Origin of the sequence: Bradyrhizobium sp. 160 (genome assembly GCF_023073735.1) — a bacterium.
In the GTDB taxonomy this organism is placed as follows: domain Bacteria; phylum Pseudomonadota; class Alphaproteobacteria; order Rhizobiales; family Xanthobacteraceae; genus Bradyrhizobium.
In genome coordinates this window covers 190,216-213,209 of the sequence record NZ_JADPKD010000008.1, presented here as the reverse complement: position 1 = coordinate 213,209, position 22,994 = coordinate 190,216, and the positions used below count along the sequence as shown (strand labels likewise).

The window sequence follows — 22,994 nt, the reverse complement described above, 5'->3', positions numbered from 1 at the left end:
CGCCAGACCTGGCGGCTTTTTTATTGGCCGGCAGGTTCTTAACAGACAGGAGCCCGCCGTGCTGAGCACGACCGACGATCTTCGTATCCGCGAACTGAAAGAGCTGAACACGCCGGAAGAGGTGATGCGGGAGGTCCCGCGCACGCTCACCGCGACGCGTGTGGTGATGGCGGCGCGCAACGCCATCCATGCGATCCTGGGCGGCCAGGACGACCGCCTGCTGGTCGTGGTTGGCCCGTGCTCGGTGCATGATCCCAGGGCCGCGCTCGACTACGCCGAGCGCCTCGTACGCTTGCGCGAAGACCTCGCCGACCAGCTCGAGATTGTGATGCGGGTCTATTTCGAGAAGCCGCGTACCACGGTCGGCTGGAAGGGCCTGATCAACGATCCCGATCTCGACGGCAGCTTCGACATCAACAAGGGCCTGCGTCTGGCGCGCAACGTGCTGTCGGCGGTGAACAATCTCGGCCTGCCCGCCGGCACCGAATTCCTGGACATGACGACGCCGCAATACATTGCCGACCTGGTGTCATGGGCCGCGATCGGCGCGCGTACGACCGAGAGCCAGATCCATCGCGAGCTGGCGTCGGGGCTGTCCTGCCCAGTCGGCTTTAAGAACGGCACCGACGGCAACGTGCGGATCGCCGCGGACGCGGTGAAGTCGGCCTCGCATCCGCATCATTTCATGGCGGTGACCAAGCTCGGCCGCTCGGCGATCGCCTCGACCGCGGGTAACGAGGACTGCCACATCATCCTGCGCGGCGGCAGCAAGCCGAACTATGACGCGGCAAGCGTCGCGGCCGCCTGCAACGAGCTGACCAAGTCCGGCGTTGCGCCGCTCGTGATGATCGATGCAAGCCACGCCAATTCGAGCAAAAAGCCGGAGAACCAGCCGCTGGTGACGACCGATATTGCCGGCCAGATCTCGAGCGGCGAGAACCGCATCATGGGCGTGATGATCGAGAGCAATCTGGTCGCCGGCCGTCAAGATGTGGTGCCCGGCAAACCGCTCACTTATGGACAGAGCATCACCGACGGCTGCATTGACTGGACGACCACGGCCGCCGTGCTTGAGCAGCTCGCCGATGCAGTCGAGATCCGCCGCAACACCCAGCGCGCTGGTCTGCACGAGCGATCAGCTTAGGAGGTGACGAGGCGAAGTGCCAGTCGCGGGCTCAATTCTTCACCTCTCCCCGGCGGGGAGAGGTGCGGTCCCTAGCAGCCCCGGCAGATGCTCTTGATCTTCTTGTCGAGCGCCTGGTTTTCCTTGCTCAAGGGATCGTTGGCGTCGCTCAGATTCTTTTCGCTCGGCACGTCGGCCGCGCGCGGCTGGCGGTGACCGACAGGTGCCGGCAACACCGTTCCAGAGGTGGCGCCGCCCGATGTCGATCCCTTGGAGCCGCCGGTCTGTGCAACCGCCGCGCCACCGAGCAAGACCACGAGCGATGCTGCCACCATGATCTTTTTCATGTCCGCTTCTCCATTCTCAAACCGACGCACGCTCCGGCACCGCTCATGTTTCCGGCGGATAGAGATGAACGTCGCCGCAATAGTCCATGATACGATAGCGCGTTTCGGCTCCCGCTTCACCCGCATCGCCTGCGGTATTTTGTGCCACCACCACATAATTCGGCCCGACCGGCGACTTGCCGGCGCCGCCGGGAATATCGACGACATAATCAGGCTGACACAGCCCTGACACCCGCCCACGCAACTGCCGCATCAATTCCTGTCCCTGCGCCAGCGTGGTTCGCAGATGCGCAGTGCCCGGCGCGAGATCGCCATGATGCAGGTAATAGGGTTTGATCCGGCATTCGACGAAAGCTCGCATCAAATCCGACAGAGCGGCGACGTCGTCATTGACGCCGCGCAAAAGCACGGACTGGCTCACCATGGGAATGCCGGCATCAACGAGCCGCGCGCAGGCGGCGCGCGCCGTTCCGGTCAGTTCCCGCGCATGATTGGCGTGCAACGCGACCCAGGTGGTCGCTCCCTCGACCTTGAGCGCGGCGACCATCTCGTCGCTGACGCGTGCGGGATCGGCCACGGGCACGCGGGTGTGAAGACGGATGATCCTGACGTGATCGATCCCCGCCAAATCGGCCATGATCTCGCTCATGCGGCGCGGCGACAGCATCAGTGGATCGCCGCCGGTAAGGATGACTTCCCAGATCTCGCCATGCGCGCGGATGTAGTCGATCGCTGCGCGATAGGCGCTGTCCGAGAGCGCGTTTTCCTTACCGGGCCCGACCATCTCCCGGCGGAAGCAGAAGCGGCAATAGACCGCACAGACGTGAACCAACTTGAACAGCGCGCGATCCGGATAGCGGTGCACAATTCCGGGAACCGGCGAGTGCGGATGATCGCCGATCGGATCGGCGTTCTCGCCCGGCTGTGCGCTCAGCTCGGCCGCGCTCGGAACGAACTGCCGTGCGATGGGATCGTGGGAATCGGCGGTATCAATCAGCTCGACCAGCGCCGGCGTAATCGCCACCGCATAGCGCGCGGCAACGCGCTCCAGCGCCGGCAGCGTCGCTGCGGGCGCCAGGCCTTCGGCGACGAGCTCAGCCGGCTCGCGCAAAGTGCGTGCAAGATTGGTCTTCGTCATGCCTCACCCGCAGGCGGTGTCCACACCACCTGATCAATTCGCGATGCGCCGCTCGCCAGCATGACCAGCCGGTCGAAGCCGAGCGCGACGCCGCTCGCCTCCGGCATCGCAGCGACCGCGGCCAAAAAGTCCTCGTCCAGCGGATAGGCCTCGCCGTAGCGGCGCTGCTTCTCCGTCATCGATTCCGCGAAGCGCTTGCGCTGCTCCTCGGCGTCGGTGAGTTCGCCAAAGCCGTTGGCAAGCTCGACCCCGCAGGCATAGACCTCGAACCGTTCCGCAAGCCGCGGATCATCAAGCTTCACCCGCGCCAGCGCCGCCTCTGGAGATGGGTATTCGAACAGAATGGTCAAACGACCCTGCCCCAGATGCGGCTCGACATGCTCAACCAGAACCTTGCTGAAGATGTCGGACCAAGTGTCGTCCTCGGCCACACGGACCTTGGCGCCGGCCGCCTCGGCGAGCGCGGCACGGTTACCCTCGCCGCCCGAGATTGTCGACAGCAGGTCGATGCCGGCGAACCGCTCGAACGCCCCCGCGACCGTCACAAGCTCCGGCTCGGCGAAGGGATCGGCGGTCCGGCCTCGGAACGAGAAGGTTCCGATGCCGGTCGCCCGCGCCGCACGGGCAATGACGACGACGGTGTCCGCCATGATGGCGTGATAGGGGGCGCCTGCGCGGTACCATTCCAGCATGGTGAATTCGGGGAGATGCAGGTCGCCGCGCTCGCGGTCTCGGAACACACGGGCAAACTCGAAAATCCGCGTCTCGCCCGCCGCCAGCAGCTTCTTGCAGGCGAATTCCGGCGAGGTTCGCAGGTAGCGGCTGGCGCCGCTGCCGTCCGGCCGAATGATCTCGGTCCGGGGCGCGTGCAGATGGGTCTCATTGCCGGGCGAGATCTGGAGGATGGAGGTTTCGACCTCGACGAAGCCCTGCTCGGCGAAAAATCCCCGGAGAGCCGCCGTAATGGCCCCCCTCGCCTGGAGGAAAGGCTGCCGGTCGCGGTGCCGCCCGGGCGACCAGAACGGCGAAATCGGCTTGTCCCCAGCCATCAACCGATTGCCCCTCGGAACAGCAAAATGCTGGCATCCAACGGCAAAATCAGTATGTTGCGGCCCGAAACGGGCGCCGAGGTCCGATTTGAGGCCCCAAGTCCCCCATCGATTCGACCACGTCCTGGCCGGTGCCGGGCCAAGCAAGCAGGAAATACAGCTTTGAGAGTCATCGCCAGTTCTATTCGCAAGGGCAACGTGATCGAGCAAGACGGCAAGCTTTATGTCGTCGTCAGCGCCGAGAACATCCATCCCGGCAAGGGCACCCCGGTCAGCCAGATTGAAATGCGCCGAATCTCGGACGGGGTAAAGATCTCCGAACGCTACAAGACGACCGACCAGGTCGAAAAGGCCACGATCGAAGAGCGCAACTACACCTACCTCTATGAGGACGGTGACGGCTACCATTTCATGAACCCGGAGACTTACGACCAGGTCCAGGTCTCCAAGGATGTCGTCGGCGACGCTGCTGCCTATCTTCAAGAGAGCATGACGGTCAAGCTGTCCATGCACGACACCAACCCGGTCTCGATCGCGCTGCCGCAGCGTGTGACGCTGGAAGTGGTCGACACCGAGCCGGTGACCAAAGGCCAGACTGCCTCCTCCTCCTACAAGCCCGCGGTGCTCTCCAATGGCGTGCGCACCACCGTGCCGCCGCACATCACCGTCGGCACCCGCGTCGTGGTGATGACCGAAGACGGCTCCTACGCCGAACGCGCCAAGGACTAACGGGGAACAGAGCGATCGCAACAAGTGCCGCCGGGGGGCGAGACAGTGGTTGGGAAGGGTTTCCGCTTCGTCTCGCAACTCCTGGCGTCGCTTTCGCTCTTCATTACCACCTCGCTTGCTGCGGAAGAATTTCGCAGCCCCTCACTCACGGCCCTGCGCGTCGATTGGCGCGCAGCGCTCGACCAGCTCCGCGCCGAGATCAATAGTCGTCCCCGGGTCGCGGACGATTTCATTTTCGCACCCCGCCGTTCGGTGCCGCGCCATGATCCGCGCGCAATACCCGCGTTGGTGCAGCTCAACGCGGTCTCCTCGCAATTCTTCACCGGCATCGCCCGCAGCCCCGTGCCGGTGCTACTGCCGTTCGATGCCGCCGCGTATCTCGAGGCGCAGCGCAACGGCGCGCCGGCTATGCTCGCGCTGTCGCGCTACCAGGCTGAATTCAATCCAGTCGACATGTTCGACGCCGGTCCCGCCGGCTACAGCGCGACGTTCTCGTTCGAGCCTGGCGCCGGCGACGGTATGCCGAGCCGGGTGTACGCAAGGCCCGTCGAGGTGCAGATCACGGGCTCGGCGCTCGTCTATGACATCGCCGATCCCTCTGGCGGCAAGGGCGAGCCGGTCAAACCCCTCGCAGCAACCTATCCAGACCTGCGCAGGTTCATCCGGGAAGGCTATGTGCGCTATGCCTTCACCCGTTTCGGCGTTGCCTATGTGGTGTCGATCCAGTGCCTTGACAGCATCGCCAAGCCGCGGCGGCTCGCCTGCAAGGAAGCCTATCCGGTCGCAGAACGCTTCCTGAAGGCGCTCCGGATTGCGGGCGGGCAACGGATGCGGCCTCTGATGGACGTTGCCTCCAACGTCCTCGATCGTCCGGCCGGACGCTCGGCTGATTTCAGCTATCGACCGAGCGGCGATATCATCCCGAATACAGGCTATCGCAAGCAAGGCGGCCATCCCGACGTGATGGCCTATGCACAGATCCGCTTTCCGCTCGAAAAGGCGCCGGCCTTCGTGCGCTCGCAATCCCATGGCAGGCGTGACAGGAGCGACAGCCCGACCGTCTATCCTTGGCGCGACAATTTCTGCGAGTCCCGCAGTTTCGAGGTCTGGCAGTGCGCCGGCGGGTATGGTCACCAGGGCGAGGATATTCGCGCCGCCGATTGCCCGCCGCCCGGCGAAGGCCGCGAGCCCTGCGATCCCAAGCGGCGCGGTGTCGTCGCCGTCCGCGACGCGATCGTGATCCGCTCTGCCAAGGACCAGGCCGTGACGCTGCAAGTCAACAGCCGCACCGAGCACATCCGCTTCCGCTACATGCACATGAACCCGCAGGCGCTGAACGCCGATGGCGTGCTCAATGGCCGCATCGTCACCGAAGGCGAGAAGATCGGCGTGATCTCGAACTATCTCGACCATCCCGCCGGCACCTCGATGCATTTGCATTTCGACGTGCAGGTATTTACCCGCGACGGCTGGATCTGGGTCAGTCCCTACGTCACGCTGGTCTCGGCCTATGAGCACCTGATCCGCGCCCGCGGCCGCGAGATCGGCCCGGAGGTCGCAGGCACTCCGCAGCCCGTGGCACACGCGCTGCCGGAAGATTTGATCAAGCAAGACCTGCGCGAGGGCTCGAGCGGCGAGGAGAATTGAGGACTTGCTCGTTCCAAGCCCAGGCGGAGCAAGAGCGGGTCGTCGCGCACACCGCCGGCTCGAACGAAGAAGGGAAAGGTTTATGAGTGTCGGACTGATCGGTCTTCTCGACGATATCGCGGCGATTGCAAAGGCGGCAGCAGCCTCGCTCGACGATGTGGCGAGTCAGGCTGCCAAAGCGGGCACAAAGGCGGCTGGCGTGGTCATCGATGACGCGGCGGTCACGCCTAACTACGTCATCGGTTTTGCCTCGAAACGCGAACTGCCGATCGTCGCCAAGATTGCCGTCGGATCGCTACGCAATAAGTTGCTGCTTCTGCTTCCCGTTGCCCTGGTGCTTGGCTATTTCCTTCCCGCCGCGGTCACGCCGCTGCTCATGCTGGGCGGAGCCTTTCTCTGCTACGAGGGTGCCGAGAAGGTGCTCGAGGCCATGATGCCGCATCATGCACGCCACCACGAAGCTCAGCTCCAGCCGATTGCGCTGAATGCCCGGTCGGTCGAGGACGAGAAGGTCGCGAGCGCCATCAAGACAGATTTCATCCTGTCGGCGGAGATCATGGCGATCACGCTGGCAGCACTCCCGGCGGGGAGCATCTGGACGCAGGCGCTGGTGCTTGCGCTGGTTGGCGTCTGTATCACTGCCGGGGTCTACGGTATGGTAGCCCTGATCGTGAAGGCGGACGATGTCGGCATGGCCCTTGCCCGCTATGACAGCGCCTCCGTCACTGGCGGCGCGATCCGCTTGCTTGGACGCGCGCTCGTCCGCGGTATGCCCACCTTCCTGGCGGTGCTAAGCACCATCGGCACCGCCGCCATGATCTGGGTCGGCGGCGGCATCATCCTGCACGGCATTGAAAAATACGGCCCACCCGAGGTCGGCCGCACGGTCCATGCCGCAACCGAGGCTGCCGCACATGTCCTTCCATCCGTTGCCGGCATCATCGAATGGTCGGTCGAAGCAGCCATCTCAGGCGTACTCGGACTGTTTGTCGGCGCACTTGCGATCCCGGCAGTCGAATACGGTCTCTCACCCCTGTGGAAACGATTGAGGCGATCGCAGCCAACCTGAACAAATGCGGTCCCGGGCTAGGAGTGCCAGCTACTCCAAGAACGCCGTCAACTGCGCGCCCTCATCCGCCACGAACACCGCGATCAATTCTGCCGGCTCTGTTGTACTGGCATTGGCGGAGACGAGATGTGTCGAGCCCGGCGGCTCGAAGAAGGACTGGCCGACGCCAAACGTCTCGATCGGGCCGCCGCCGAGTTGCGAGCGGATCTCGCCCTTGGTGATGTAGGCCGTCACAGAGCCCGCATGACGATGCGGCTGCGAAAACCCGCCCGGATCGTAGGACACACGCACGATGGTGACGCGCTTGCCCGGGACGTTCGGCAGCGCGTAGGACCCGATCGGCTCGACCTTGTCGAGCGGCGAACCCTCCGCAGCCGTGGCGCAGAGCGGCGCCAGCGCGCCTGACACAGTGTCGATCGTCACCGGCAGCGCCTTGCCGATTGCGAGTGCGCAGGCGAGCCCGCCGAGGGCGGCGATCGCCATTGAACGAGACGCTATCTGGCGCTGCGCAGCGGCCAAACTCATTGCTGTCATGCTGACCTCCTCGCGCTGCGATCAGGATGCCGCGGCAATCGTGGCCACAGGCCGTTTGGCCGGCGTCCAGCGATACGCCGCACCAAACCGATTCCAGACGTTGATCGAAGCAACCGCCGAAGTCAGGTAGGTCAGCTCGGTTTCGGAGAACTCGCGCTTTGCCTCCGAATAGACCTCCTCGCTGACGCCACCGGGAAGCATCGTCAAGGCCTCCGTCCAGGCCAGCGCCGCGCGCTCGCGCGCGGAAAAGATCGGCGCCTCGCGCCAGACCGCGACCAGATGGAGCTTGTCGGTGGGAACCCCGATCCGTTCCGACAGAAGGACGTGATGCTGCACGCAGAAGGCACAGCCGTTGATCTGCGAGGCGCGCAGCTTGACGAGTTCGATGAGCTGCTTGTCGAGACCGGCCTTGGTTGCAAGCTGACCCAGCGCCAGCACCAGATCATAGACATCGGGCGCGAGGCGCTTGAAATCCTCGTATTCGCTGCGGGCGTGTGACATTGCCGTTCACCTCGATTATTGTAAGCGTGCTTATATCTTATAAGAGCTCTTATATGTCACACAAGACCGCTGTCGTCACAAGATCGAAAACCGCGCGCGCGGCGCCCGCCGGCGACGTCGCCGTGCGTGTACCCGCTCCCGGCGAAGGCAAGCGCGGCGAGCAAGGCTATCTCGGCTATCTGCTGCGCCAGGCCCACGCCGCGGTCCGTCTGAAAATGGAGCGCACCCTCGCCGATCTCGGCGTGACCTCGCCGCAATTCGCGGTGCTGACCATGCTCAACGCCTATCCCGGCCTGTCCGGCGCCGACGTCGCCCGCCTCACCTTCCTGACCCCCCAGACGGTCGGCGTCATCATCCGCAACCTCGAACGCGACGGCGCCATCGCAATGACGCCGCATCCGGTCCATGGCCGCATTCAGCAATGGACGCTGACGCCGCGGGGCGCGACGCTGCTAAAGGCGTGCCGGCAACGTGTGCTCGAATTGGAGAAGCGCCTCGCTCTGGGTTTGGACAGTAAGACGGAAACGACGATCCGGCGCTGGCTCGCCGGGGTCGCGACCGAGTTGCAGGAGGATTAGCCGCCCTTCAACGCGTTCTTGACCTCGCCGTCGGGCCAAGTCTCGCCCGCGGCAATCACCCGCACCCGGGTTCGGTCCGCGGCATTGACCAGCACATGCGAACTCACCCGGTCGCGGCTCGGCTCCAGGTGCAGATCGGTTTCGGGCTTCCAGCTCAGCGTAGTCGCAAGATCGCCGGGAAAGATCTGCCATTGCGATCCGTCGTCGAGCTCGACGACATGGCTTTCCGCATGTGCGTGTATCTTCATTCCACCCCAATTCTTTTCGCCGAGTGCGGGCCCCGGCCGCAGGCCGAGACCCATGCTCCGTCAATCGTTGTCGTGATGAATCACAGTCTTCTCGCGATTGCCGAATTCATCTTCCTTCTTGATCACGGTGGTGCGGTCGGCGGGCTCACGCTCTTTGATGACCGTGGTGTGGTCGCGATCTCGATCGCGCTCGCGATATTCATGGGACTGACCAACCGTCACACCGGCGCCGGCCGGCCCGACGTGAACGCCGACCTCGTCCGCGAATGCGGGCGCCGCGATGACGGTGGCCATGGCGGCGGCAAACAGATATTTCCTCATCTTCTCCTCCTCGTTGTCGCAAGGGGAATGCGAGGCTGCGGCGATTTGTTCCGACGGAACGATTGATCCGGCCGCGCAAGATCAGGCGCGGCATCCGTTCCAGGAACCGACTCACACGCGCCATGTTTCGGGCTAGAATGTGCCCATGACGCACGTTGATTCCTCATCCTATCCAACTCGCCGCGCCCTGCTGCAATCGACGTTCGGTGCAGCGGCGTTACTTGCACTCCCGAAACGCGCCCTCGCCGCGCCTCCAGGCTTCGATGAATGGCGCGAAGCCTTTCGCGCGCGGGCATTGGCCAAGGGCATTTCGGCGGCGACCTGGCAGCGCGCGATGGCGCGGGTCGAGCCGGACATGAGCGTGTTCAAGCAGATGCGCAACCAGCCGGAATTCCACGAGCAGGTCTGGCAATACATCAACCGCCGCGTCTCGGACTGGCGCATCATCAACGGCAAGATCGCGCTGAAGAACAACGAAGCGCTGTTCGCGCGCATCGAGCGCGATTTCGGCGTCGAGCGCGGCACGCTCCTGGCGCTGTGGGGCGTCGAGTCCGCCTATGGCGATCCCCTGGTGCAGCAGAACCATATGACCCCGGTATTTCCCTCGCTCGCTGCGCTCGCCTGGAACGAACCGCGGCGCAAGACCTATTGGGAGACCGAGCTGATCAACGCGCTGCGCATCGTCGACAAGGGCTGGAGCACGCCGGAGCAGATGCAGGGATCCTGGGCCGGCGCGATGGGTCATTCGCAATGGATGCCGGAAGTCTGGCTCAATGTCGGCATCGACTATGACGGCGACGGCAAGGTCTCGCCCTTCGGCAAGCCCGATGACGCGCTGGGCTCGACCGCAAAATATCTCGTCAATCGCGGCAAGTGGCATCGCGGCGAGCATTGGGGCTACGAAGTGCGCGCGCCCGGCAACATCAGCGGCAGCCGCACCTATGCGGCGTGGCAAGCGGCCGGCGTCACCCGCGCCGACGGCCAGCCATTCCCGCAACCGAATGCGTCGGCGCAGCTGTGGACGCCTGTTACGGGCGGGCCGAGCTTCCTGCTCGGACCGAATTTCTACTCGGTGAAGAGCTACAACCCTTCCATGAACTACGCGCTCGCGATCTGCCATCTCGGCGACCGCTGCCTGGGCGCGCCCCCGTTCATCCAGCCCTTCCCCGGCTCCGAGCGCGCGCTGACGCTTGCCGAGGTGCAGGAGATGCAGACGCGCCTGACCAAAGCCGGCTTCGATACCGGCGGCACCGACGGCCGCGTCGGCAACGACACGATGAAGGCGGTCAAGGATTTTCAGCAGCGCGCAGGGATCACGCCGGCGGACGGCTATGGCGGGCTGAAGGTGTTGGCGAGACTGCGGCAGGGATTGTAAGCGGCTCAGCGCCTATACTGCGGCTCCTCCGCGTCGAGGTGGCGGCGGATCGCGGCGAGATGCAGCCGCGCGGATTCGGAATCGCCTTCGCGCATCTGCTTGTAAGTTTCAGCCGCAACAGCGGGATCGACCGGCAGCACCTTTCGTCCGGTCGACATCGCCAGTACCTGCACCTCGGCTGCGCGTTCGAGGTAATAGAGATCGTCCCAGGCCTCGGCGATGGTCGGGGCCAGTACCATCACGCCGTGATGCTTCATGAAGACAATATCGGCATTGCCGACCGCGGACGCGATGCGCGCGCCTTCGCGGTTGTCGAGGGCAAGGCCGTTATAGTTGCGGTCCACCGCGGTGCGGCCGTAGAATTTCAGCGCGGTCTGGCCGGCCCAGATCAGGGGCTCGCCCTCGGTCATAGAGAGCGCCGTCGCATAGGGCATGTGGGTGTGGAAAGCGACCTTGGCGCGCGGCAGACGCTTGTGCATCTCGGCATGGATGTAGAAGGCGGTCGCCTCGGGTACGCCCTCGCCGTCGAGCACGTTGCCGTGGAAGTCGCAGATCAGCAGCTTTGACGCGGTCAGCTCGCGGAAGGCGTAGCCGTACGGGTTGACCAGGAAGAGATCGTCATGCCCGGGCACCAGGGCCGAGAAATGATTGCAGATGCCTTCCTCAAAACCGTTGCGCGCGGCCATGCGGAAGCAGGCGGCAAGATCCTCGCGCGCGGTGCGGATCGCCTCGGTGGCGAGGTCCGGCCGGTTCGAACGATGGGGCGCGGGAGAGGAAGCGTGAAGACTATGCGCCATGGCGAAGGACACCTATGTCGGTCGGAGCTGGCCGCGTTGTACAGGGGCTGCGCCTGCGCGTCAGCCCCTGAGGGCACCACCCTGCCCTGCGCGGCTTATGCGCGCCGCGGCACGCCGCCGGCATTCATGCCGCCGTCAATGACGAGTTCGCTGCCGGTGACGTAGCGCGAGGCATCGGAGGCCAGATACAGCACGCCAGAAGCGATCTCCGCAGCCTGGCCGGCACGGCCGAGCGGCGTGACGAGCTTGGCGCGCTCTTCTGGATCGATCGGCGCGTTCTGGCCGGCACCGGTCGCGCCAGTCGGAATCTTGCCCCAGATCGGCGTGTCGATGATGCCGGGATGCACCGAGTTGACGCGGATGCCGTCGCCAGCGGCCGCGCATTCCATCGCGATCGATTTCGCAAACAGCCGCACTCCGCCCTTGGTGGCCGAATAGGCCGACAGCCCGGGGGCACCGCGCAGGCCCGCCAGTGACGACATCATCACGATCGAGCCGCCGCCGGTCTTGCGCATCAAGGGCAGGCAATGCTTAACAGAGAGGAACACGCCGTCGAGGTTGATGGCGTTCTGCTTGCGCCAGTCGGCCAGCGTCATGTCGACGATCGAGGGCACGGAGATGCCGATGCCGGCATTGGAGACCATGATGTCCAGCCGGCCGTAGCGCTTTGCGACCTCGGCGACGACCTCGATCCAGCGTTCCTCGCTGGTGACATCCTGCTCCAGGAAGATCGCCTTGCCGCCGGCTCTTGTAATCCGGTTGGCAAGCTCTGGGCCGCGCAGCTCGTCGATGTCTGTCGCAATGACGGTGGCGCCCTCGCGCGCGAACAGCTCGACGATGGCCTCGCCAATGCCGGAGGCGCCGCCCGTCACCAGCGCGACCTTGCCCTCAACCTGCCCTGCCATGTTCACTCCCTTTTTTGTTGTTTGAGCGATCTATTTTTTCGCATGATCTTGCCGAAAACCGCGTCGCTATCTAATCACGGATGGCCCCTGGTCCGGTAGCGCGACGTCGACGACGCGGAATTGCACACGCTCGACGCCCTGGTAGCGATCGACCGACAATGATCCCGCGACATGCAATTGCTGACCGCGGTTGGCGAGCAGCGCATTGCCGAGCTTCTGGCCGACCGAACGGAACGCGATGCCGTTGACGATGGCGCCGTCACCGGACTTGAAGCGCAGCCTCAAATGCGCCTGGCCGACCTCATCGGCATAGACGAGCTGATGCGCCGGCAGCGCCAGCACGACTTCCGGATTGCCGCTGCCGAACGGGCCGGCGCGATTGAGAGTGGTCGCAAGCTCCGGCGTCACTGCGCGCGCGGAGACTGCGCCGTCGACATAGAGCTCGTTGACGTGCCGCGCCTCCGCGACGTCGCGCGCCAGCGCGTTCTCCAGATAGGCGCGGAATTCGGCGAGCTTCTCCTTGCGCAGCGTGACGCCCGCGGCCATCGCGTGGCCGCCGCCCTTGAGCAGAATGCCGTCAGTAACCGCTTGCCGCACCGCCTTGCCGAGATCGACGCCGGCGATCGAGCGGCCCGAGCCGGTGCCGATGCCGCCGGGCTCAAGCGCGATGGCAAAAGCAGGCCGGGAAAACTTCTCCTTCAGGCGTGAGGCGACGAGGCCGACGACCCCGGGATGCCAGCCTTCGGAGGCCGTGACGATGACGCCGAGCTTGTCTTCCAGGCCGATTGAGGCAAGCGCCTCGGCTTCCGCCTGCGCTTCGGCCGCCTGCTCGATGATTCGGCGCTCACTGTTGAGGCGGTCGAGCTCGGCGGCGATGCGTGCGGCCTCGACGCTGTCAGCTTCGAGCAAAAGGCGCACGCCGAGATCGGCCCGACCGATCCGACCGCCGGCATTGACGCGCGGCCCCAGCATGAAGCCGAGATGCCAGGCCTCCGGCGGACCATTGAGCCGCGCCACGTCCATCAGCGCGGTATGACCGACATGGTCGCGCCGCCGCATCGCGATCAGCCCTTTTGCGACGAAGGCGCGGTTAAGGCCGATCAGCGGCGCAACGTCGGCGACGGTGCCGAGTGCGACGTGATGCAGCATGCCGAGCAGATCGGGCTCGGGCATCTCGGCGCCCCAGAAACCGCGCTGGCGCAGCTCGCGATTGACGGCGACCAGCGTCACCAGCACGAGGCCAACGGCGGCGAGATGTCCGAGGCCCGAGAGATCGTCGGGGCGGTTCGGATTGACCAGCGCATCGACCTCGGGGAGATCGAGGCCGCATTGGTGATGGTCGATCACGACAACGGACATGCCGAGGCGCTTCGCCTCGGCCAGCGGCTCGATACTGGTGGTGCCACAATCGACGGTGACGAGCAGCGTGGCGCCCTTTGCTGCCAGCGCGCGCACCGCTTCGGTGTTGGGGCCGTATCCCTCAAAGATCCGGTCCGGAATGTGGATCAGCGGATCGAGCCCGCAATGGCGCAGATGCCAGGCCAGCAGCGCCGCCGAAGTGGCGCCGTCGACGTCGTAATCGCCGAAGATCGCGACCCTTTCGCCCTTCCCCGCGGCATCCGCGATCCGCTGCGCGGCAGCTTCCATCTCCGTCACCGTGAACGGGTCCGGCAGCAGTTTTCGGATGGTCGGATCGAGGAAGTCCGGCACGGTATCGATGTCGACGCCGCGGCCGGCCAGCACCCGCGCCAGCAGTTCCGGCAATTGGTGACGTTGCACGATCGCAAGCGCCTTGGCCGCGCCGCGCGCGTCGAGCCGGTCACGCCAGAGCTTGTCCGTGAGCGAGCGCGTCACCCCCAGGAACGCCTGGGGCGCTTCGACGGGCAAGGCAGTTGCGGGCGGGGTCATGAATGATGATTGATTGAGGAGCCCGGACGGATGGCAGCAGATTGGTCGGCAGGGACGATTGGCCCGGAATCGCTCTGGATATGCAATGGCTGCGCCGCACAAAGCGGTGGATTGCCCTTTTGCGGCGCTGATCTGACTATCATTTGGGCATTCCAGGGAACCGCAAATTAAGCGGGCGTTAGGTGGAATCCTCGAAAAAGCTTTCCATTCGATCTGTATCTTTGTTCCGGGTTCATTGCAGGTCAGACCTCATTGCCAAGGGAAGCTCCCCGATGTCTGCTGCGCTGGGTCTGAAAGCCAAGCCGATCACCACCACCGAACCCGCTGATGATGATTCCGACATCTCCGCGCTGATCAACCGCCTGACTGCGGAGGTCAACCAGATCGCGGTCGACAAGACCAAGGCGATCCAGCAAATCACCAATCAGATGAAGATGCTGGCGCTGAACGCCCTGATCGAGAGCTCGCGCGCCGGCGCGCAGGGCGCGGGCTTTGCGGTCGTGGCGCAGGAGGTGCGTGGCGTCGGCCAGCAGGTCGAGACCATCGCCCGCGAGCTCGAGACACAGCTGACCAAACGAACCGGCGAGCTCGTCGCCTCGATCGACCGCATGAGCCAGCGCTCGCGCGGCGAGCGCATGATCGATCTGTCGCTCAACGCTATCGAGCTGATCGACCGCAACCTCTATGAGCGCACCTGCGACGTGCGTTGGTGGGCGACCGACTCGGCCGTGGTCGATTGCGCGGCCTCGCCGGCCGCGGCGGCTGTAAACCACGCCTCGCAGCGCCTCGGCGTGATCCTCGGGGCCTACACCGTCTATCTCGACCTCTGGCTTTGCGATCTCGACGGCAACGTCATCGGCCAATGGCCGCGCCGACCGCTTTCGCGTCGTCGGCCAGAACGTCGCCCACACCAAATGGTTTCGCGAGGCGCAATCCTTGCGCTCCGGCGACGACTATGTCGCCGGTGACGTCGAGAACCAGCCGCTGCTCGGCAACGCCCAGGTCGCGACCTATTGCGCCAGCGTCCGCAGCGGCGGCCAGGCCAACGGGGTGCCGATCGGCGTGCTCGCCATTCATTTCGACTGGGAGGCGCAGGCCCGCGCCATCGTCCAGGGCGTGCGCGTCGGCGACAGCGACAAGACCCGCGTACTGCTGGTCGATTCGAGCCTTCGTGTGATTGCCGCCTCGGACGGCCAGGGCATCCTCAGCGAGCGCATCTCGATCGCGCTGAACGGCCAGCGCTCCGGCTTCCACCACGACCGCACCGGCGCGCTGGTCGCCTTCCATGCCACCCCGGGCTATGAGACCTATCGTGGGCTCGGCTGGTACGGCGTGATCATCTGCGGGGCGTGAGGCGCCCGCAAAGCCGGCGAGTAGCCCGCCTTTATCAGAACTCGCGAAAACAACCCCATGCACAGTAGCTAGAGGATTGCTTTCATTGCTGTTTTTTTCAGCGGGACTTCCTTTCGGTTTTTGGCTTCCGCCAGAATGTTTTGACACGTCGGGCAAAACACTGGCAATCTGTGATCATCGCCAGGTTGTGTTTACGCGCGAGGGAATGATCCCTAAGCGGATTTTTTTGACATCGCGCCCGGGCTTGCGAAGCATTTTCCGGCAAGCCATGCTCGCTACGGGCAAGAGCTCCGCGCCATTGGTCGTGAGAGTCGCTTCGGATCACATTCGTCGACGTGAGAGCGTAAGTTTGCATTGGCTTTGATCATCTCGCGCTCCGAAACATCGAGGAGACGTGCCATGAAGATCGTCGTGATCGGCGGGACCGGATTGATCGGATCTAAACTGGTGGCGAAGCTGAAGCAGCAGGGCCACGAGGCGGTGGCAGCCTCGCCAAGATCAGGCGTGAACGCCGTGACCGGGGAAGGTCTCGCTGCGGTGCTGGCCGGCGCCGATGTTGTCGTCGACGTCGCCAACGCGCCGTCCTGGGAGCCGGCCGCCGTGCTCGATTTCTTCCAGCGCTCGAGCAAGAATCTCCTCGCGGCAGAGGCCGCAGCGGCCGTGAAACATCATGTGGCGCTCTCCATCGTCGGCACCGAGCGGTCGCCCGACAACGCCTATTTCCGTGCCAAGCTCGCTCAGGAGACCGTCATCAAATCCTCTTCGGTCCCCTACTCGATCGTGCGCGCCACCCAGTTCTTTGAATTCCTCGGCGCCATTGCCGAAACGGCTGTGACGGGCGGCAGGATTGTCGTTCCATCGGCGCAGTTTCAACCGATCGCGTCCGACGATGTGGTCGATTGTCTCGCGGAGATCGCAACGGGCCGGCCGCTCAACGGCACGATCGACATTGCTGGACCCGAGAAGGCCCCCTTCAATGAATTCATCGCGCGACGCCTGAAGGCGTCCGGCGATGCCCGACCTGTGGTGGGAGACCCAAAGGCGCCCTATTACGGCGCTCTCATTGACGACACATCGCTGAATCCGCTCGGCGAGGCGCGGCTCGGGAAGACACCGCTCGCAACATGGCTCGCGAGCCTCTGAAGCTCCGTCAGCCTCAATCACGACGGAAATGACAATGAAGGGAATCCCATGTGCAGATTGCTGATGGCAACGGCGGTTTACGCTGCGTCTTTCCTGACGGCCCATGCAGCCGAGACAGCAGCACCATTAGCCAAAGTAACAGTGGTGTTCGATCAGGCCCTGCCAACGTCCCCGGCAAGAGCATGAAGGGCGTGCTGGTCGAATATGGTCCGGGAGGCTCCTCACCCGCGCACATGCACCCGCGCTCCGCGTTTATCTATGCGACCATCCTGGAAGGAGCGATCCGCAGTCAAGTCAATGATGAGCCCGCCAAGGTCTATCGCAAGGGAGAAAATTTTTTCGAGAAACCCGGCGACCGCCACGCCACAAGCGCCAATGCCAGCGATTCCGAACCTGCGAAGCTGCTGGCCGTCTTCGTCGTGGATACAGCAGACAAGGAGCTAGTGACACCTATCGCGAAGTAACGCCGGGGCAGCAGGCGGGACGCCGTATCGAATTCTCAAGTCGCGGCGGCAACCAGCTTGCTGTACTCGCCTTCGTACTCTCGCGCCATTCGGCGCGCCGAGAAACGCTCCTCGAACCGTGCGCGCACCTGCCTTCGATCCAACTTGCCCACTTCGCCGACCGCCTGAACGGCTTGCTCTTCGTTCTCGACGATGAAACCAGTCAGGCCGTGCTCGATGACCTCAGGGACGGCGCCTGAGCGGTAGGCGATCACGGGAGTTCCGCAGGCCATTGCCTCGATCATGACCAGCCCGAAGGGCTCCGGCCAATCGATCGGAAACAACAGAGCGGCGGCTCGACCAAGGAACTGCTGCTTTCCGTCATCATCGACTTCGCCGACAAGCTTGATCTTCTCGTCGTCAATGTGGGGCTCGACATGTTTCTTGAAGTAGGCGGTCTCGGCGCGCGGGATCTTCGCGGCGATGCGCAGTGGCATACGGGTTAGATGCGCGATGCGGATGGCATCCTCCGGACCCTTGTCTTTCGTCAGGCGGCCAAGAAATGCAAGGTATGATCCCTGCTCGTAGCACGGGCGAAGCAGGTCGGACGGCATCCCGTGCTGGATCGTTCTAATCCAATTCGCATTTGGAAGCGGCAGGCGCTGCCGGTCGGAAATCGACACGAGCGCTGCTTCGGGGAATTGCCGAACCACGTCAGGCAACCCAGGCAAGTCGAGGCGGCCATGCATGGTCGTCAGGAACGGCACGCCCAGGCGACTGAGCAACGGCAGATGCAGCCAGTCGATGTGCGCGTGGATCACGTCGAAGTCTCTCGCTCGCTTCGCGATCGCTTCCAGCAGCATCGCGCAAGCTGCACTCGGATCGGCGCCCTTGCGCCCGAGACGCAACGCACGGGACCAAACCGGATAGAGTCTCCCGGCCGTCCGGGAATCGCCGCTCGCAAACAACGTGACGTCGTGGCCGAGCTGCACCAGCTCATCCACCAGCCAAGCTACCACCCGCTCCGTGCCGCCGTAGAGCTTCGGAGGAACGCTTTCGGCCAGCGGAGCGAGCTGAGCGATACGCATGTGCTAAACTGCCAAGCGCACGATCAGCACGATGACTGCCGCCAGAAGGTTCGAAATCGCGAGCAAGGTCCAATTCGGCCTCGCACTCGCGGCCGCCAGGCAGCAGGCCAGTTCCTCCACCAGCGCTAACATTCGTCATCGCGAAGCCGCTCGAGATAGGCAAGGCCAGATGCCGTCAGGTCCTGGGCATCACCGCCACTCTCGCGCGCTTCCCGCCTCCCTTGTAGATGACGCTCGAGCAGACAGCGACGACCATCCGCGGCATCGACGTGACGATGCCGGGCGCGGTAGACGGACCAAGCAGTATCCACGGCCGTTCGTAGCGGATCGTGGTCGACCATGTTCCAGCTCCCACATTGAGACGTTCATGGGACCGCAACTCGTTACGACGGAGGAAGTTTCCACTTTTTCCCGAAACTCGCAGGGCTTTGCGGGTTCGAACTTGATGAGTGGGCTCCCCCCGTGTGGCATCAGGCGGCGCGAGGCGCGGCCATCTCCGCTGCGAGCAGCACAGCGGCGCGGCTAGCGCCAATCGATGCGATGCCCTGCCCGGCGATATCATAGGCGGTGCCGTGCGCGGGCGTGCAGATCGGGAACGGGAAACCACCGAGCAAGGTGACACCCCGATCAAAACCCATCAGCTTCATCGCGATCTGACCCTGGTCGTGATACATCGTCAGCACCGCATCGAAGGCGCCGCCCTTGGCGCGCAGGAACACCGTGTCGGCGGGGAACGGTCCCTCCGCGGCGATGCCCTCGCGCTGGGCGGCCGCGACCACGGGCGCGATGATGTCGATCTCCTCGCGACCAAAATTGCCGCCGTCGCCGGCATGCGGATTGAGACCAGCGACCGCGATGCGGGGCCGCGTGAAACCGGCATTGCGCATACAGGAATCGGTCAGCTTGAGCGCGCGATGGATGCGCTCGCTGGACAGCTTTGCAGCGACGTCCTTGAGTGGGATGTGGGAGGTGACCCGCGCGTTCCAGAGCCGGTCCAGCACGTTGAACTCACTTGCCGCGGTCTTGAGCCCGACCACCTCGGCGGAGAACGCGATCTCGTCGTCGTATTCGGCGCGGGCAAGGCGCATCGCCTGCTTGTTGAAGGGGGTAAAGCAGACGGCATCGACACTTCCGTCACGGCCGAGCTCGAGCGCGTGCCGGTAATTGGTCAGGGCGAAGTTCCCGCCGACAAGCGTCGCGGCCTTCGGCTCGACCTCCCTGGGATCGAGGTGGCGGAGATCGACAAACAGCGTCTCGCCCTGCGCCGCGCCAAGGTCGGCGCCCTGCTCTACCATGGTCAGCTCCGGCTTGACGCCGGCAACCCGCGCGCCTTCGTCGAAGATGCGGCGGTCACCGATGATGACGATCCGGCTGCGGGCGCGGACGTCATCCTGCACCGCGAGCTTCGCCGTCAGCTCCGGGCTGATGCCGGCGGGATCCCCCATTGCCAATGCAATGAGCGGCTTTGCGGTCATATGATCACCTTTTCCTCAGCTGTCGTCCGATCGGTAGACGGCGCGGGTTTGCGCCAGAGCCGCGTGAGCTGCAGCACGAGCGGAAGCAGCAACAATGCGATGCCGGCAACGATCAGGCACGTCACCAGCTTGTTTGCAAAGAAGATCCCGAGCGATCCCTTGGAAATCAGCATCGACTGCCGGAACGCGTCCTCGGCCTTGTCGCCGATGATGATCGCGAGCACGAGCGGCGCCAACGGATAGAACAGCTTCTTGAAGAGATAGCCGACGATCCCGAAGCCAAGCATCATGACGACGTCGAGATAGGAATTCGACACCGAATAGGCGCCGACGACGCAGATGATCACGATCAGGGGCGCGATCACCACAAAGGGAATCCGCATCAAGGCTGCGAAGACCGGAACGGTGAGCAGCACCAGCGCGACGGCGACGATGTTGCCGACATACATCGAGGCGATCAGGCCCCAGACGAAATCCTTACTGTCGACGAACAGCATCGGCCCGGGATTGAGACCCCAGATCATCAGGCCGCCCATCATGACCGCCGCGGTCGCCGAGCCGGGAATGCCAAGCGAGAGCATCGGCAGCAGCGCGCTGGTGCCGGCGGCATGGTCGGCCGTCTCCGGCGAGATGATGCCTTCGACCTCGCCAGTGCCGAAATATCGGCCCCGGCGCGAGAAGCGGCGGGCGATGCCGTAGCTCATGAAGGAGGCCGCGGTCGGGCCGCCCGGCGTAATCCCCATCCAGCATCCGATCGCGGCACTGCGCAGCAAGGCAATGCCATGCCGCGGCAGGCGGCCGACCGCGCGAAACACCTCACGCCAGTCGATCTTGGAGGAGACCGCGCGCGCGTGAAACTCCTCTTCGACGGCAACCAAGAGCTCGCCGATACCGAACAGACCCATCACGGCGACGACGAAGCTCACGCCCTTGACGAGTTCATCGACCCCCATGGTGAGGCGCACGCTGCCAGACACGGTGTCGATGCCGATGGCAGCGATCGCAAAGCCGATCGCCAGCGCCACGACGGTCTTGATCGGCGCGGCACCGCCCATGCCGACGAAGCTGGCAAAGGCCAAGAAATAGACCGCAAAATACTCGGCCGGCCCGAACGCGAGCGCCACCTGGGCCACCCAGGATGCGAGGAAGGTGATCAGGATGACGCCGATCAGCGCGCCGAACGCCGCCGAACCGAAGGCCGTGGCGAGCGCCGTCGTTGGCCGGCCGTCGCGCGCCATCGGGTAGCCGTCGAAGGTGGTCGCGACCGACGACGGCTCGCCGGGAATGTTGAACAGGATCGAGGTCACGGAGCCGCCGAACAGCGCGCCCCAATACATGCTGGAGAGCAGGATGATGGCCGAGACCGGCTGCATGCCGAAGGTCAGCGGCAGGAGCAGCGATACTCCGTTTGGCGCGCCCAGCCCCGGCAGCACGCCGACGAGAATGCCGAGCAGCACGCCGATTACCATGAGCAGCAGATGTGGCGCGGTGACCGCGATGGTGAAGCCGTGCAGGAGCTCTGCGAGATTATCCATCGGACCTCTCCGTCAGAACCCAAACGCGGCGGCGAGCGCGCCATGCGGCAGGCTGACCTGGAACATGCGCTCGAACACGACGTAGAGCGCGAGTGCCGTCGCCCCCGCCATGGCGAGCGCACGCGGCACGGATTGATGCCTGGGGATCGCCGGCACTGCGAAAACGTATAACGCCGAAGCGACGTACATCCCGGCCAGCGGGATCGCGGCAACAAAAATCGCAGCCGGCACGAACAGGCCGGCGAGCCTGCGCAGCTCGATGGACGTGATGGCGATGGGGACATTTGCCAGTGTCGCGGCCGGTAGCACGCCCCGCACCAGATTGTAGAGGCTCCCGATCACGACGATGATCCCGGTCAGGAACGGAAACGTGCCGGCGTCTACCCCGGCGCTCGACCAGCCGATGCCGTTGTCGAGGCTGGAGATGACGACTGCCACACCGAAGGTCCCGGTGAGGGTAGCGGTCGCAAGTTCAAGCGCGCGGCGGGAGATCATGGTCCGTTACCTCTGAGCTATCCCATGTGACGGCGGTGAGATCTGCCGAACGAGCTCGGCCTGCATGGTTCGAGACGCCCGCTTTGGCGGGCTCCTCACCATGAGGGTCGGATATCTCGCCACGACGCGCGACCTCATCCTGAGGGCCCGCCGCAGGCGGACGTCTCGAAGGATGGCCGCAAACGACCTGCCCGCCGCCTCACTTGACGAGCCAGCCCTGCTCGCCCGCGACCTGCTTGACGTGCTCGAGGTCGTCCTTGATGAATTTTTCGAACTCGGCGCCGGTCAGGAAGGTGTCGACCTGCGAGGTCTTCTCGATGTAGTCCTTCCATTCCGGCGTCGCCTGCACCTTCTTCATGAGATCGATATAGAACGCCGCCTGGTCCGGCGTGACCTTGCCGGGCAGCCACACCGTGCGCGGCTGCTCATACTGCTTGATGTCGAGGCCCTGCTCGACGCAGGTCGGAACGTCGCTCCAGCCTTCGGTTGCGGTGACCTTCGGGCCCTGCGGCAGCCGTTTCGGGCTAAAAACGCAGAGCGGGCGCTGCGTGCCGCCGCGCCATTGCCCGAGGCTCTCGCTGGGATTGTTGACATGGGAGTCGAGATGTCCGCCGGCGAGCTGCACGGCGGTCTCGGCGCCGCTCTTGAACGGGATATAGGTCAGCTTGACCTTGCCAGCCTTCTCGATCATGCGCGTCAACACCTCGTCGGTGTCCTTGGATTGCGCGCCGCCCATCTTGAATTCGCCCGATGCGGCCGCCTTGAGATAATCGCCCGCGGTTTTGTAGGGCGCGTCCTGCTTGACCCAGAGCAGGAACTCATCCTGCGCCATCGCCGCGATCGGGGTGAGATCGGTGTAGTTGAAGGCGACCTTGGAGACGAGCGGCTGCTGCCAAGCGTTGGAGGTGCCGAAGATCACCTTGTGCGGATCGCCAGCGGAGGCCTTGCCGTAGACATAGCCTTCGGCGCCGCTGCCGCCGCCCTTGTTGACGACGACGATTGGCTGGTCTGTCAGCTTGTACTTGGTGATGATGTTCTGCACCGCGCGCGCGAGATTGTCAGTGCCGCCACCCGGCCCGGCCGTGGCGACGAACTCGATCGGCTTTTGCGGTTGCCAGGCGGCGAGCGCCGGCATCGTGCCGGCGAGCACGGTCGCGGCCGCGGAGAGCAGAAGTGTTGACGTCCGACCCATG

23 protein-coding genes and 2 pseudogenes are annotated in these 22,994 nt (G+C 64.4%); 9 read left to right on the top strand and 16 right to left on the bottom strand.

Annotated elements, in window-relative coordinates:
- Nucleotides 1–58: 58 nt before the first annotated feature.
- Nucleotides 59–1,144, top strand: a complete 1,086-nt coding sequence (locus tag IVA98_RS03755) for a 3-deoxy-7-phosphoheptulonate synthase (RefSeq protein ID WP_346657675.1) — start codon at nucleotides 59–61, stop codon at nucleotides 1,142–1,144.
- Between the two features lie 71 nt (nucleotides 1,145–1,215).
- Here the strand turns inward: IVA98_RS03755 and IVA98_RS03750 are convergent, their stop codons facing one another.
- Genes IVA98_RS03750 through epmA form a run of 3 tightly spaced genes read right to left on the bottom strand, consistent with a single transcriptional unit; the run spans nucleotide 1,216 to nucleotide 3,657 of the window.
- Nucleotides 1,216–1,470 carry a hypothetical protein gene (locus IVA98_RS03750; RefSeq protein WP_247280996.1) on the bottom strand — a complete coding sequence of 85 codons (255 nt, stop codon included), beginning with the start codon at nucleotides 1,468–1,470 and terminating at the stop codon, nucleotides 1,216–1,218.
- Nucleotides 1,471–1,513: 43 nt separating this feature from the next.
- A complete protein-coding gene (locus IVA98_RS03745; RefSeq protein WP_247334814.1) occupies nucleotides 1,514–2,608 on the bottom strand; it encodes a lysine-2,3-aminomutase-like protein in 1,095 nt (364 codons plus the stop codon).
- Nucleotides 2,605–3,657: an EF-P lysine aminoacylase EpmA gene (epmA, locus tag IVA98_RS03740; RefSeq protein ID WP_247354288.1), complete on the bottom strand. Its 1,053-nt coding sequence runs from the start codon at nucleotides 3,655–3,657 to the stop codon at nucleotides 2,605–2,607. Before epmA ends, IVA98_RS03745 begins: the two co-directional genes overlap by 4 nt.
- Nucleotides 3,658–3,819: 162 nt before the next feature.
- Here epmA and efp point away from each other — a divergent pair, with 162 nt between their 5' ends.
- The 3 genes from efp (at nucleotide 3,820) to IVA98_RS03725 (ending at nucleotide 7,102) form a co-directional block, all read left to right on the top strand.
- Nucleotides 3,820–4,386, top strand: a complete 567-nt coding sequence (gene efp, locus IVA98_RS03735; RefSeq protein ID WP_028177546.1) for an elongation factor P — start codon at nucleotides 3,820–3,822, stop codon at nucleotides 4,384–4,386.
- 24 nt (nucleotides 4,387–4,410) lie between these two features.
- The gene (locus IVA98_RS03730) at nucleotides 4,411–6,033 is read left to right on the top strand and encodes a M23 family peptidase (RefSeq protein WP_247334808.1); all 1,623 of its coding nucleotides are present in this window, start codon (nucleotides 4,411–4,413) and stop codon (nucleotides 6,031–6,033) included.
- An 82-nt stretch (nucleotides 6,034–6,115) separates the two neighbouring features.
- Nucleotides 6,116–7,102, top strand: a complete 987-nt coding sequence (locus IVA98_RS03725; RefSeq protein WP_247354287.1) for a DUF808 domain-containing protein — start codon at nucleotides 6,116–6,118, stop codon at nucleotides 7,100–7,102.
- Between the two features lie 30 nt (nucleotides 7,103–7,132).
- Here the strand turns inward: IVA98_RS03725 and IVA98_RS03720 are convergent, their stop codons facing one another.
- Entirely contained in the window at nucleotides 7,133–7,636 is a 504-nt protein-coding gene (locus IVA98_RS03720) for a cupin domain-containing protein (RefSeq protein ID WP_247354286.1), read from the bottom strand.
- Nucleotides 7,637–7,657: 21 nt separating this feature from the next.
- Nucleotides 7,658–8,137, bottom strand: coding sequence for a carboxymuconolactone decarboxylase family protein (locus IVA98_RS03715; RefSeq protein WP_247334798.1), 480 nt, complete (start codon nucleotides 8,135–8,137; stop codon nucleotides 7,658–7,660).
- Nucleotides 8,138–8,190: 53 nt separating this feature from the next.
- Here IVA98_RS03715 and IVA98_RS03710 point away from each other — a divergent pair, with 53 nt between their 5' ends.
- Nucleotides 8,191–8,715: a MarR family winged helix-turn-helix transcriptional regulator gene (locus IVA98_RS03710; RefSeq protein WP_247334796.1), complete on the top strand. Its 525-nt coding sequence runs from the start codon at nucleotides 8,191–8,193 to the stop codon at nucleotides 8,713–8,715.
- On the opposite strand, the gene IVA98_RS03705 is transcribed toward IVA98_RS03710, so the two are convergent.
- Both IVA98_RS03705 and IVA98_RS03700 read right to left on the bottom strand, forming a co-directional pair.
- Entirely contained in the window at nucleotides 8,712–8,963 is a 252-nt protein-coding gene (locus IVA98_RS03705; protein ID WP_247280988.1) for a hypothetical protein, read from the bottom strand. The genes IVA98_RS03710 and IVA98_RS03705 overlap by 4 nt on opposite strands.
- 60 nt (nucleotides 8,964–9,023) lie before the next feature.
- Complete coding sequence (locus IVA98_RS03700; RefSeq protein ID WP_247334794.1) at nucleotides 9,024–9,284, bottom strand: hypothetical protein; 261 nt, start codon at nucleotides 9,282–9,284, stop codon at nucleotides 9,024–9,026.
- A gap of 145 nt (nucleotides 9,285–9,429) precedes the next feature.
- On the opposite strand from IVA98_RS03700, the gene IVA98_RS03695 reads away from it, so the two are divergent.
- Nucleotides 9,430–10,659 carry a lytic murein transglycosylase gene (locus IVA98_RS03695; RefSeq protein WP_247354285.1) on the top strand — a complete coding sequence of 410 codons (1,230 nt, stop codon included), beginning with the start codon at nucleotides 9,430–9,432 and terminating at the stop codon, nucleotides 10,657–10,659.
- 5 nt (nucleotides 10,660–10,664) lie between these two features.
- On the opposite strand, the gene IVA98_RS03690 is transcribed toward IVA98_RS03695, so the two are convergent.
- The 3 genes from IVA98_RS03690 to recJ form a co-directional block, all read right to left on the bottom strand.
- Entirely contained in the window at nucleotides 10,665–11,456 is a 792-nt protein-coding gene (locus IVA98_RS03690) for an aldolase (protein ID WP_247354284.1), read from the bottom strand.
- Nucleotides 11,457–11,551: 95 nt separating this feature from the next.
- A complete protein-coding gene (locus IVA98_RS03685) occupies nucleotides 11,552–12,361 on the bottom strand; it encodes an SDR family NAD(P)-dependent oxidoreductase (RefSeq protein WP_247334788.1) in 810 nt (269 codons plus the stop codon).
- A 66-nt stretch (nucleotides 12,362–12,427) separates the two neighbouring features.
- Nucleotides 12,428–14,269 (bottom strand): single-stranded-DNA-specific exonuclease RecJ, encoded by a 1,842-nt coding sequence (recJ, locus tag IVA98_RS03680; RefSeq protein WP_247354283.1) that lies wholly within the window; start codon nucleotides 14,267–14,269, stop codon nucleotides 12,428–12,430.
- A 272-nt stretch (nucleotides 14,270–14,541) separates the two neighbouring features.
- On the opposite strand from recJ, the pseudogene IVA98_RS37070 reads away from it, so the two are divergent.
- The 3 genes and pseudogenes from IVA98_RS37070 (at nucleotide 14,542) to IVA98_RS03660 (ending at nucleotide 17,229) form a co-directional block, all read left to right on the top strand.
- Nucleotides 14,542–15,622 (top strand): annotated as a pseudogene (locus IVA98_RS37070) (methyl-accepting chemotaxis protein).
- 399 nt (nucleotides 15,623–16,021) lie between these two features.
- Nucleotides 16,022–16,765 (top strand): SDR family oxidoreductase, encoded by a 744-nt coding sequence (locus IVA98_RS03665; RefSeq protein WP_247334781.1) that lies wholly within the window; start codon nucleotides 16,022–16,024, stop codon nucleotides 16,763–16,765.
- A gap of 48 nt (nucleotides 16,766–16,813) precedes the next feature.
- Nucleotides 16,814–17,229 (top strand): annotated as a pseudogene (locus IVA98_RS03660) (cupin domain-containing protein).
- Nucleotides 17,230–17,264: 35 nt separating this feature from the next.
- On the opposite strand, the gene IVA98_RS03655 reads toward IVA98_RS03660, so the two are convergent.
- The 6 genes from IVA98_RS03655 to IVA98_RS03630 all read right to left on the bottom strand — a co-directional run bounded on the left by IVA98_RS03655 (nucleotide 17,265) and on the right by IVA98_RS03630 (nucleotide 22,993).
- The gene (locus tag IVA98_RS03655) at nucleotides 17,265–18,296 is read right to left on the bottom strand and encodes a glycosyltransferase family 4 protein (RefSeq protein WP_247334779.1); all 1,032 of its coding nucleotides are present in this window, start codon (nucleotides 18,294–18,296) and stop codon (nucleotides 17,265–17,267) included.
- Nucleotides 18,297–18,421: 125 nt separating this feature from the next.
- Entirely contained in the window at nucleotides 18,422–18,637 is a 216-nt protein-coding gene (locus IVA98_RS03650) for a hypothetical protein (protein WP_247296859.1), read from the bottom strand.
- Nucleotides 18,638–18,766: 129 nt separating this feature from the next.
- Nucleotides 18,767–19,771 (bottom strand): 4-hydroxythreonine-4-phosphate dehydrogenase PdxA, encoded by a 1,005-nt coding sequence (locus IVA98_RS03645; RefSeq protein ID WP_247334777.1) that lies wholly within the window; start codon nucleotides 19,769–19,771, stop codon nucleotides 18,767–18,769.
- The gene (locus IVA98_RS03640) at nucleotides 19,768–21,306 is read right to left on the bottom strand and encodes a tripartite tricarboxylate transporter permease (protein WP_247334774.1); all 1,539 of its coding nucleotides are present in this window, start codon (nucleotides 21,304–21,306) and stop codon (nucleotides 19,768–19,770) included. The genes IVA98_RS03645 and IVA98_RS03640 overlap by 4 nt, the downstream gene beginning before the upstream one ends.
- Before the next feature lie 12 nt (nucleotides 21,307–21,318).
- A complete protein-coding gene (locus IVA98_RS03635; protein ID WP_247334770.1) occupies nucleotides 21,319–21,801 on the bottom strand; it encodes a tripartite tricarboxylate transporter TctB family protein in 483 nt (160 codons plus the stop codon).
- A gap of 199 nt (nucleotides 21,802–22,000) precedes the next feature.
- Nucleotides 22,001–22,993 carry a Bug family tripartite tricarboxylate transporter substrate binding protein gene (locus tag IVA98_RS03630; protein WP_247296887.1) on the bottom strand — a complete coding sequence of 331 codons (993 nt, stop codon included), beginning with the start codon at nucleotides 22,991–22,993 and terminating at the stop codon, nucleotides 22,001–22,003.
- Nucleotide 22,994: the final 1 nt, after the last annotated feature.

What these genes read in the sequence shown, in the direction of transcription:
- IVA98_RS03750 (WP_247280996.1), bottom strand. Translation starts at nt 1,470, where the DNA reads ATGAAAAAGATCATGGTGGCAGCATCGCTCGTGGTCTTGCTCGGTGGC.
- IVA98_RS03745 (WP_247334814.1), bottom strand. Translation starts at nt 2,608, where the DNA reads ATGACGAAGACCAATCTTGCACGCACTTTGCGCGAGCCGGCTGAGCTC.
- epmA (WP_247354288.1), bottom strand. Translation starts at nt 3,657, where the DNA reads ATGGCTGGGGACAAGCCGATTTCGCCGTTCTGGTCGCCCGGGCGGCAC.
- IVA98_RS03725 (WP_247354287.1), top strand. Translation starts at nt 6,116, where the DNA reads ATGAGTGTCGGACTGATCGGTCTTCTCGACGATATCGCGGCGATTGCA.
- IVA98_RS03720 (WP_247354286.1), bottom strand. Translation starts at nt 7,636, where the DNA reads ATGACAGCAATGAGTTTGGCCGCTGCGCAGCGCCAGATAGCGTCTCGT.
- IVA98_RS03715 (WP_247334798.1), bottom strand. Translation starts at nt 8,137, where the DNA reads ATGTCACACGCCCGCAGCGAATACGAGGATTTCAAGCGCCTCGCGCCC.
- IVA98_RS03710 (WP_247334796.1), top strand. Translation starts at nt 8,191, where the DNA reads ATGTCACACAAGACCGCTGTCGTCACAAGATCGAAAACCGCGCGCGCG.
- IVA98_RS03705 (WP_247280988.1), bottom strand. Translation starts at nt 8,963, where the DNA reads ATGAAGATACACGCACATGCGGAAAGCCATGTCGTCGAGCTCGACGAC.
- IVA98_RS03700 (WP_247334794.1), bottom strand. Translation starts at nt 9,284, where the DNA reads ATGAGGAAATATCTGTTTGCCGCCGCCATGGCCACCGTCATCGCGGCG.
- IVA98_RS03695 (WP_247354285.1), top strand. Translation starts at nt 9,430, where the DNA reads ATGACGCACGTTGATTCCTCATCCTATCCAACTCGCCGCGCCCTGCTG.
- IVA98_RS03690 (WP_247354284.1), bottom strand. Translation starts at nt 11,456, where the DNA reads ATGGCGCATAGTCTTCACGCTTCCTCTCCCGCGCCCCATCGTTCGAAC.
- IVA98_RS03685 (WP_247334788.1), bottom strand. Translation starts at nt 12,361, where the DNA reads ATGGCAGGGCAGGTTGAGGGCAAGGTCGCGCTGGTGACGGGCGGCGCC.
- recJ (WP_247354283.1), bottom strand. Translation starts at nt 14,269, where the DNA reads ATGACCCCGCCCGCAACTGCCTTGCCCGTCGAAGCGCCCCAGGCGTTC.
- IVA98_RS03665 (WP_247334781.1), top strand. Translation starts at nt 16,022, where the DNA reads ATGAAGATCGTCGTGATCGGCGGGACCGGATTGATCGGATCTAAACTG.
- IVA98_RS03655 (WP_247334779.1), bottom strand. Translation starts at nt 18,296, where the DNA reads ATGCGTATCGCTCAGCTCGCTCCGCTGGCCGAAAGCGTTCCTCCGAAG.
- IVA98_RS03650 (WP_247296859.1), bottom strand. Translation starts at nt 18,637, where the DNA reads ATGGTCGACCACGATCCGCTACGAACGGCCGTGGATACTGCTTGGTCC.
- IVA98_RS03645 (WP_247334777.1), bottom strand. Translation starts at nt 19,771, where the DNA reads ATGACCGCAAAGCCGCTCATTGCATTGGCAATGGGGGATCCCGCCGGC.
- IVA98_RS03640 (WP_247334774.1), bottom strand. Translation starts at nt 21,306, where the DNA reads ATGGATAATCTCGCAGAGCTCCTGCACGGCTTCACCATCGCGGTCACC.
- IVA98_RS03635 (WP_247334770.1), bottom strand. Translation starts at nt 21,801, where the DNA reads ATGATCTCCCGCCGCGCGCTTGAACTTGCGACCGCTACCCTCACCGGG.
- IVA98_RS03630 (WP_247296887.1), bottom strand. Translation starts at nt 22,993, where the DNA reads ATGGGTCGGACGTCAACACTTCTGCTCTCCGCGGCCGCGACCGTGCTC.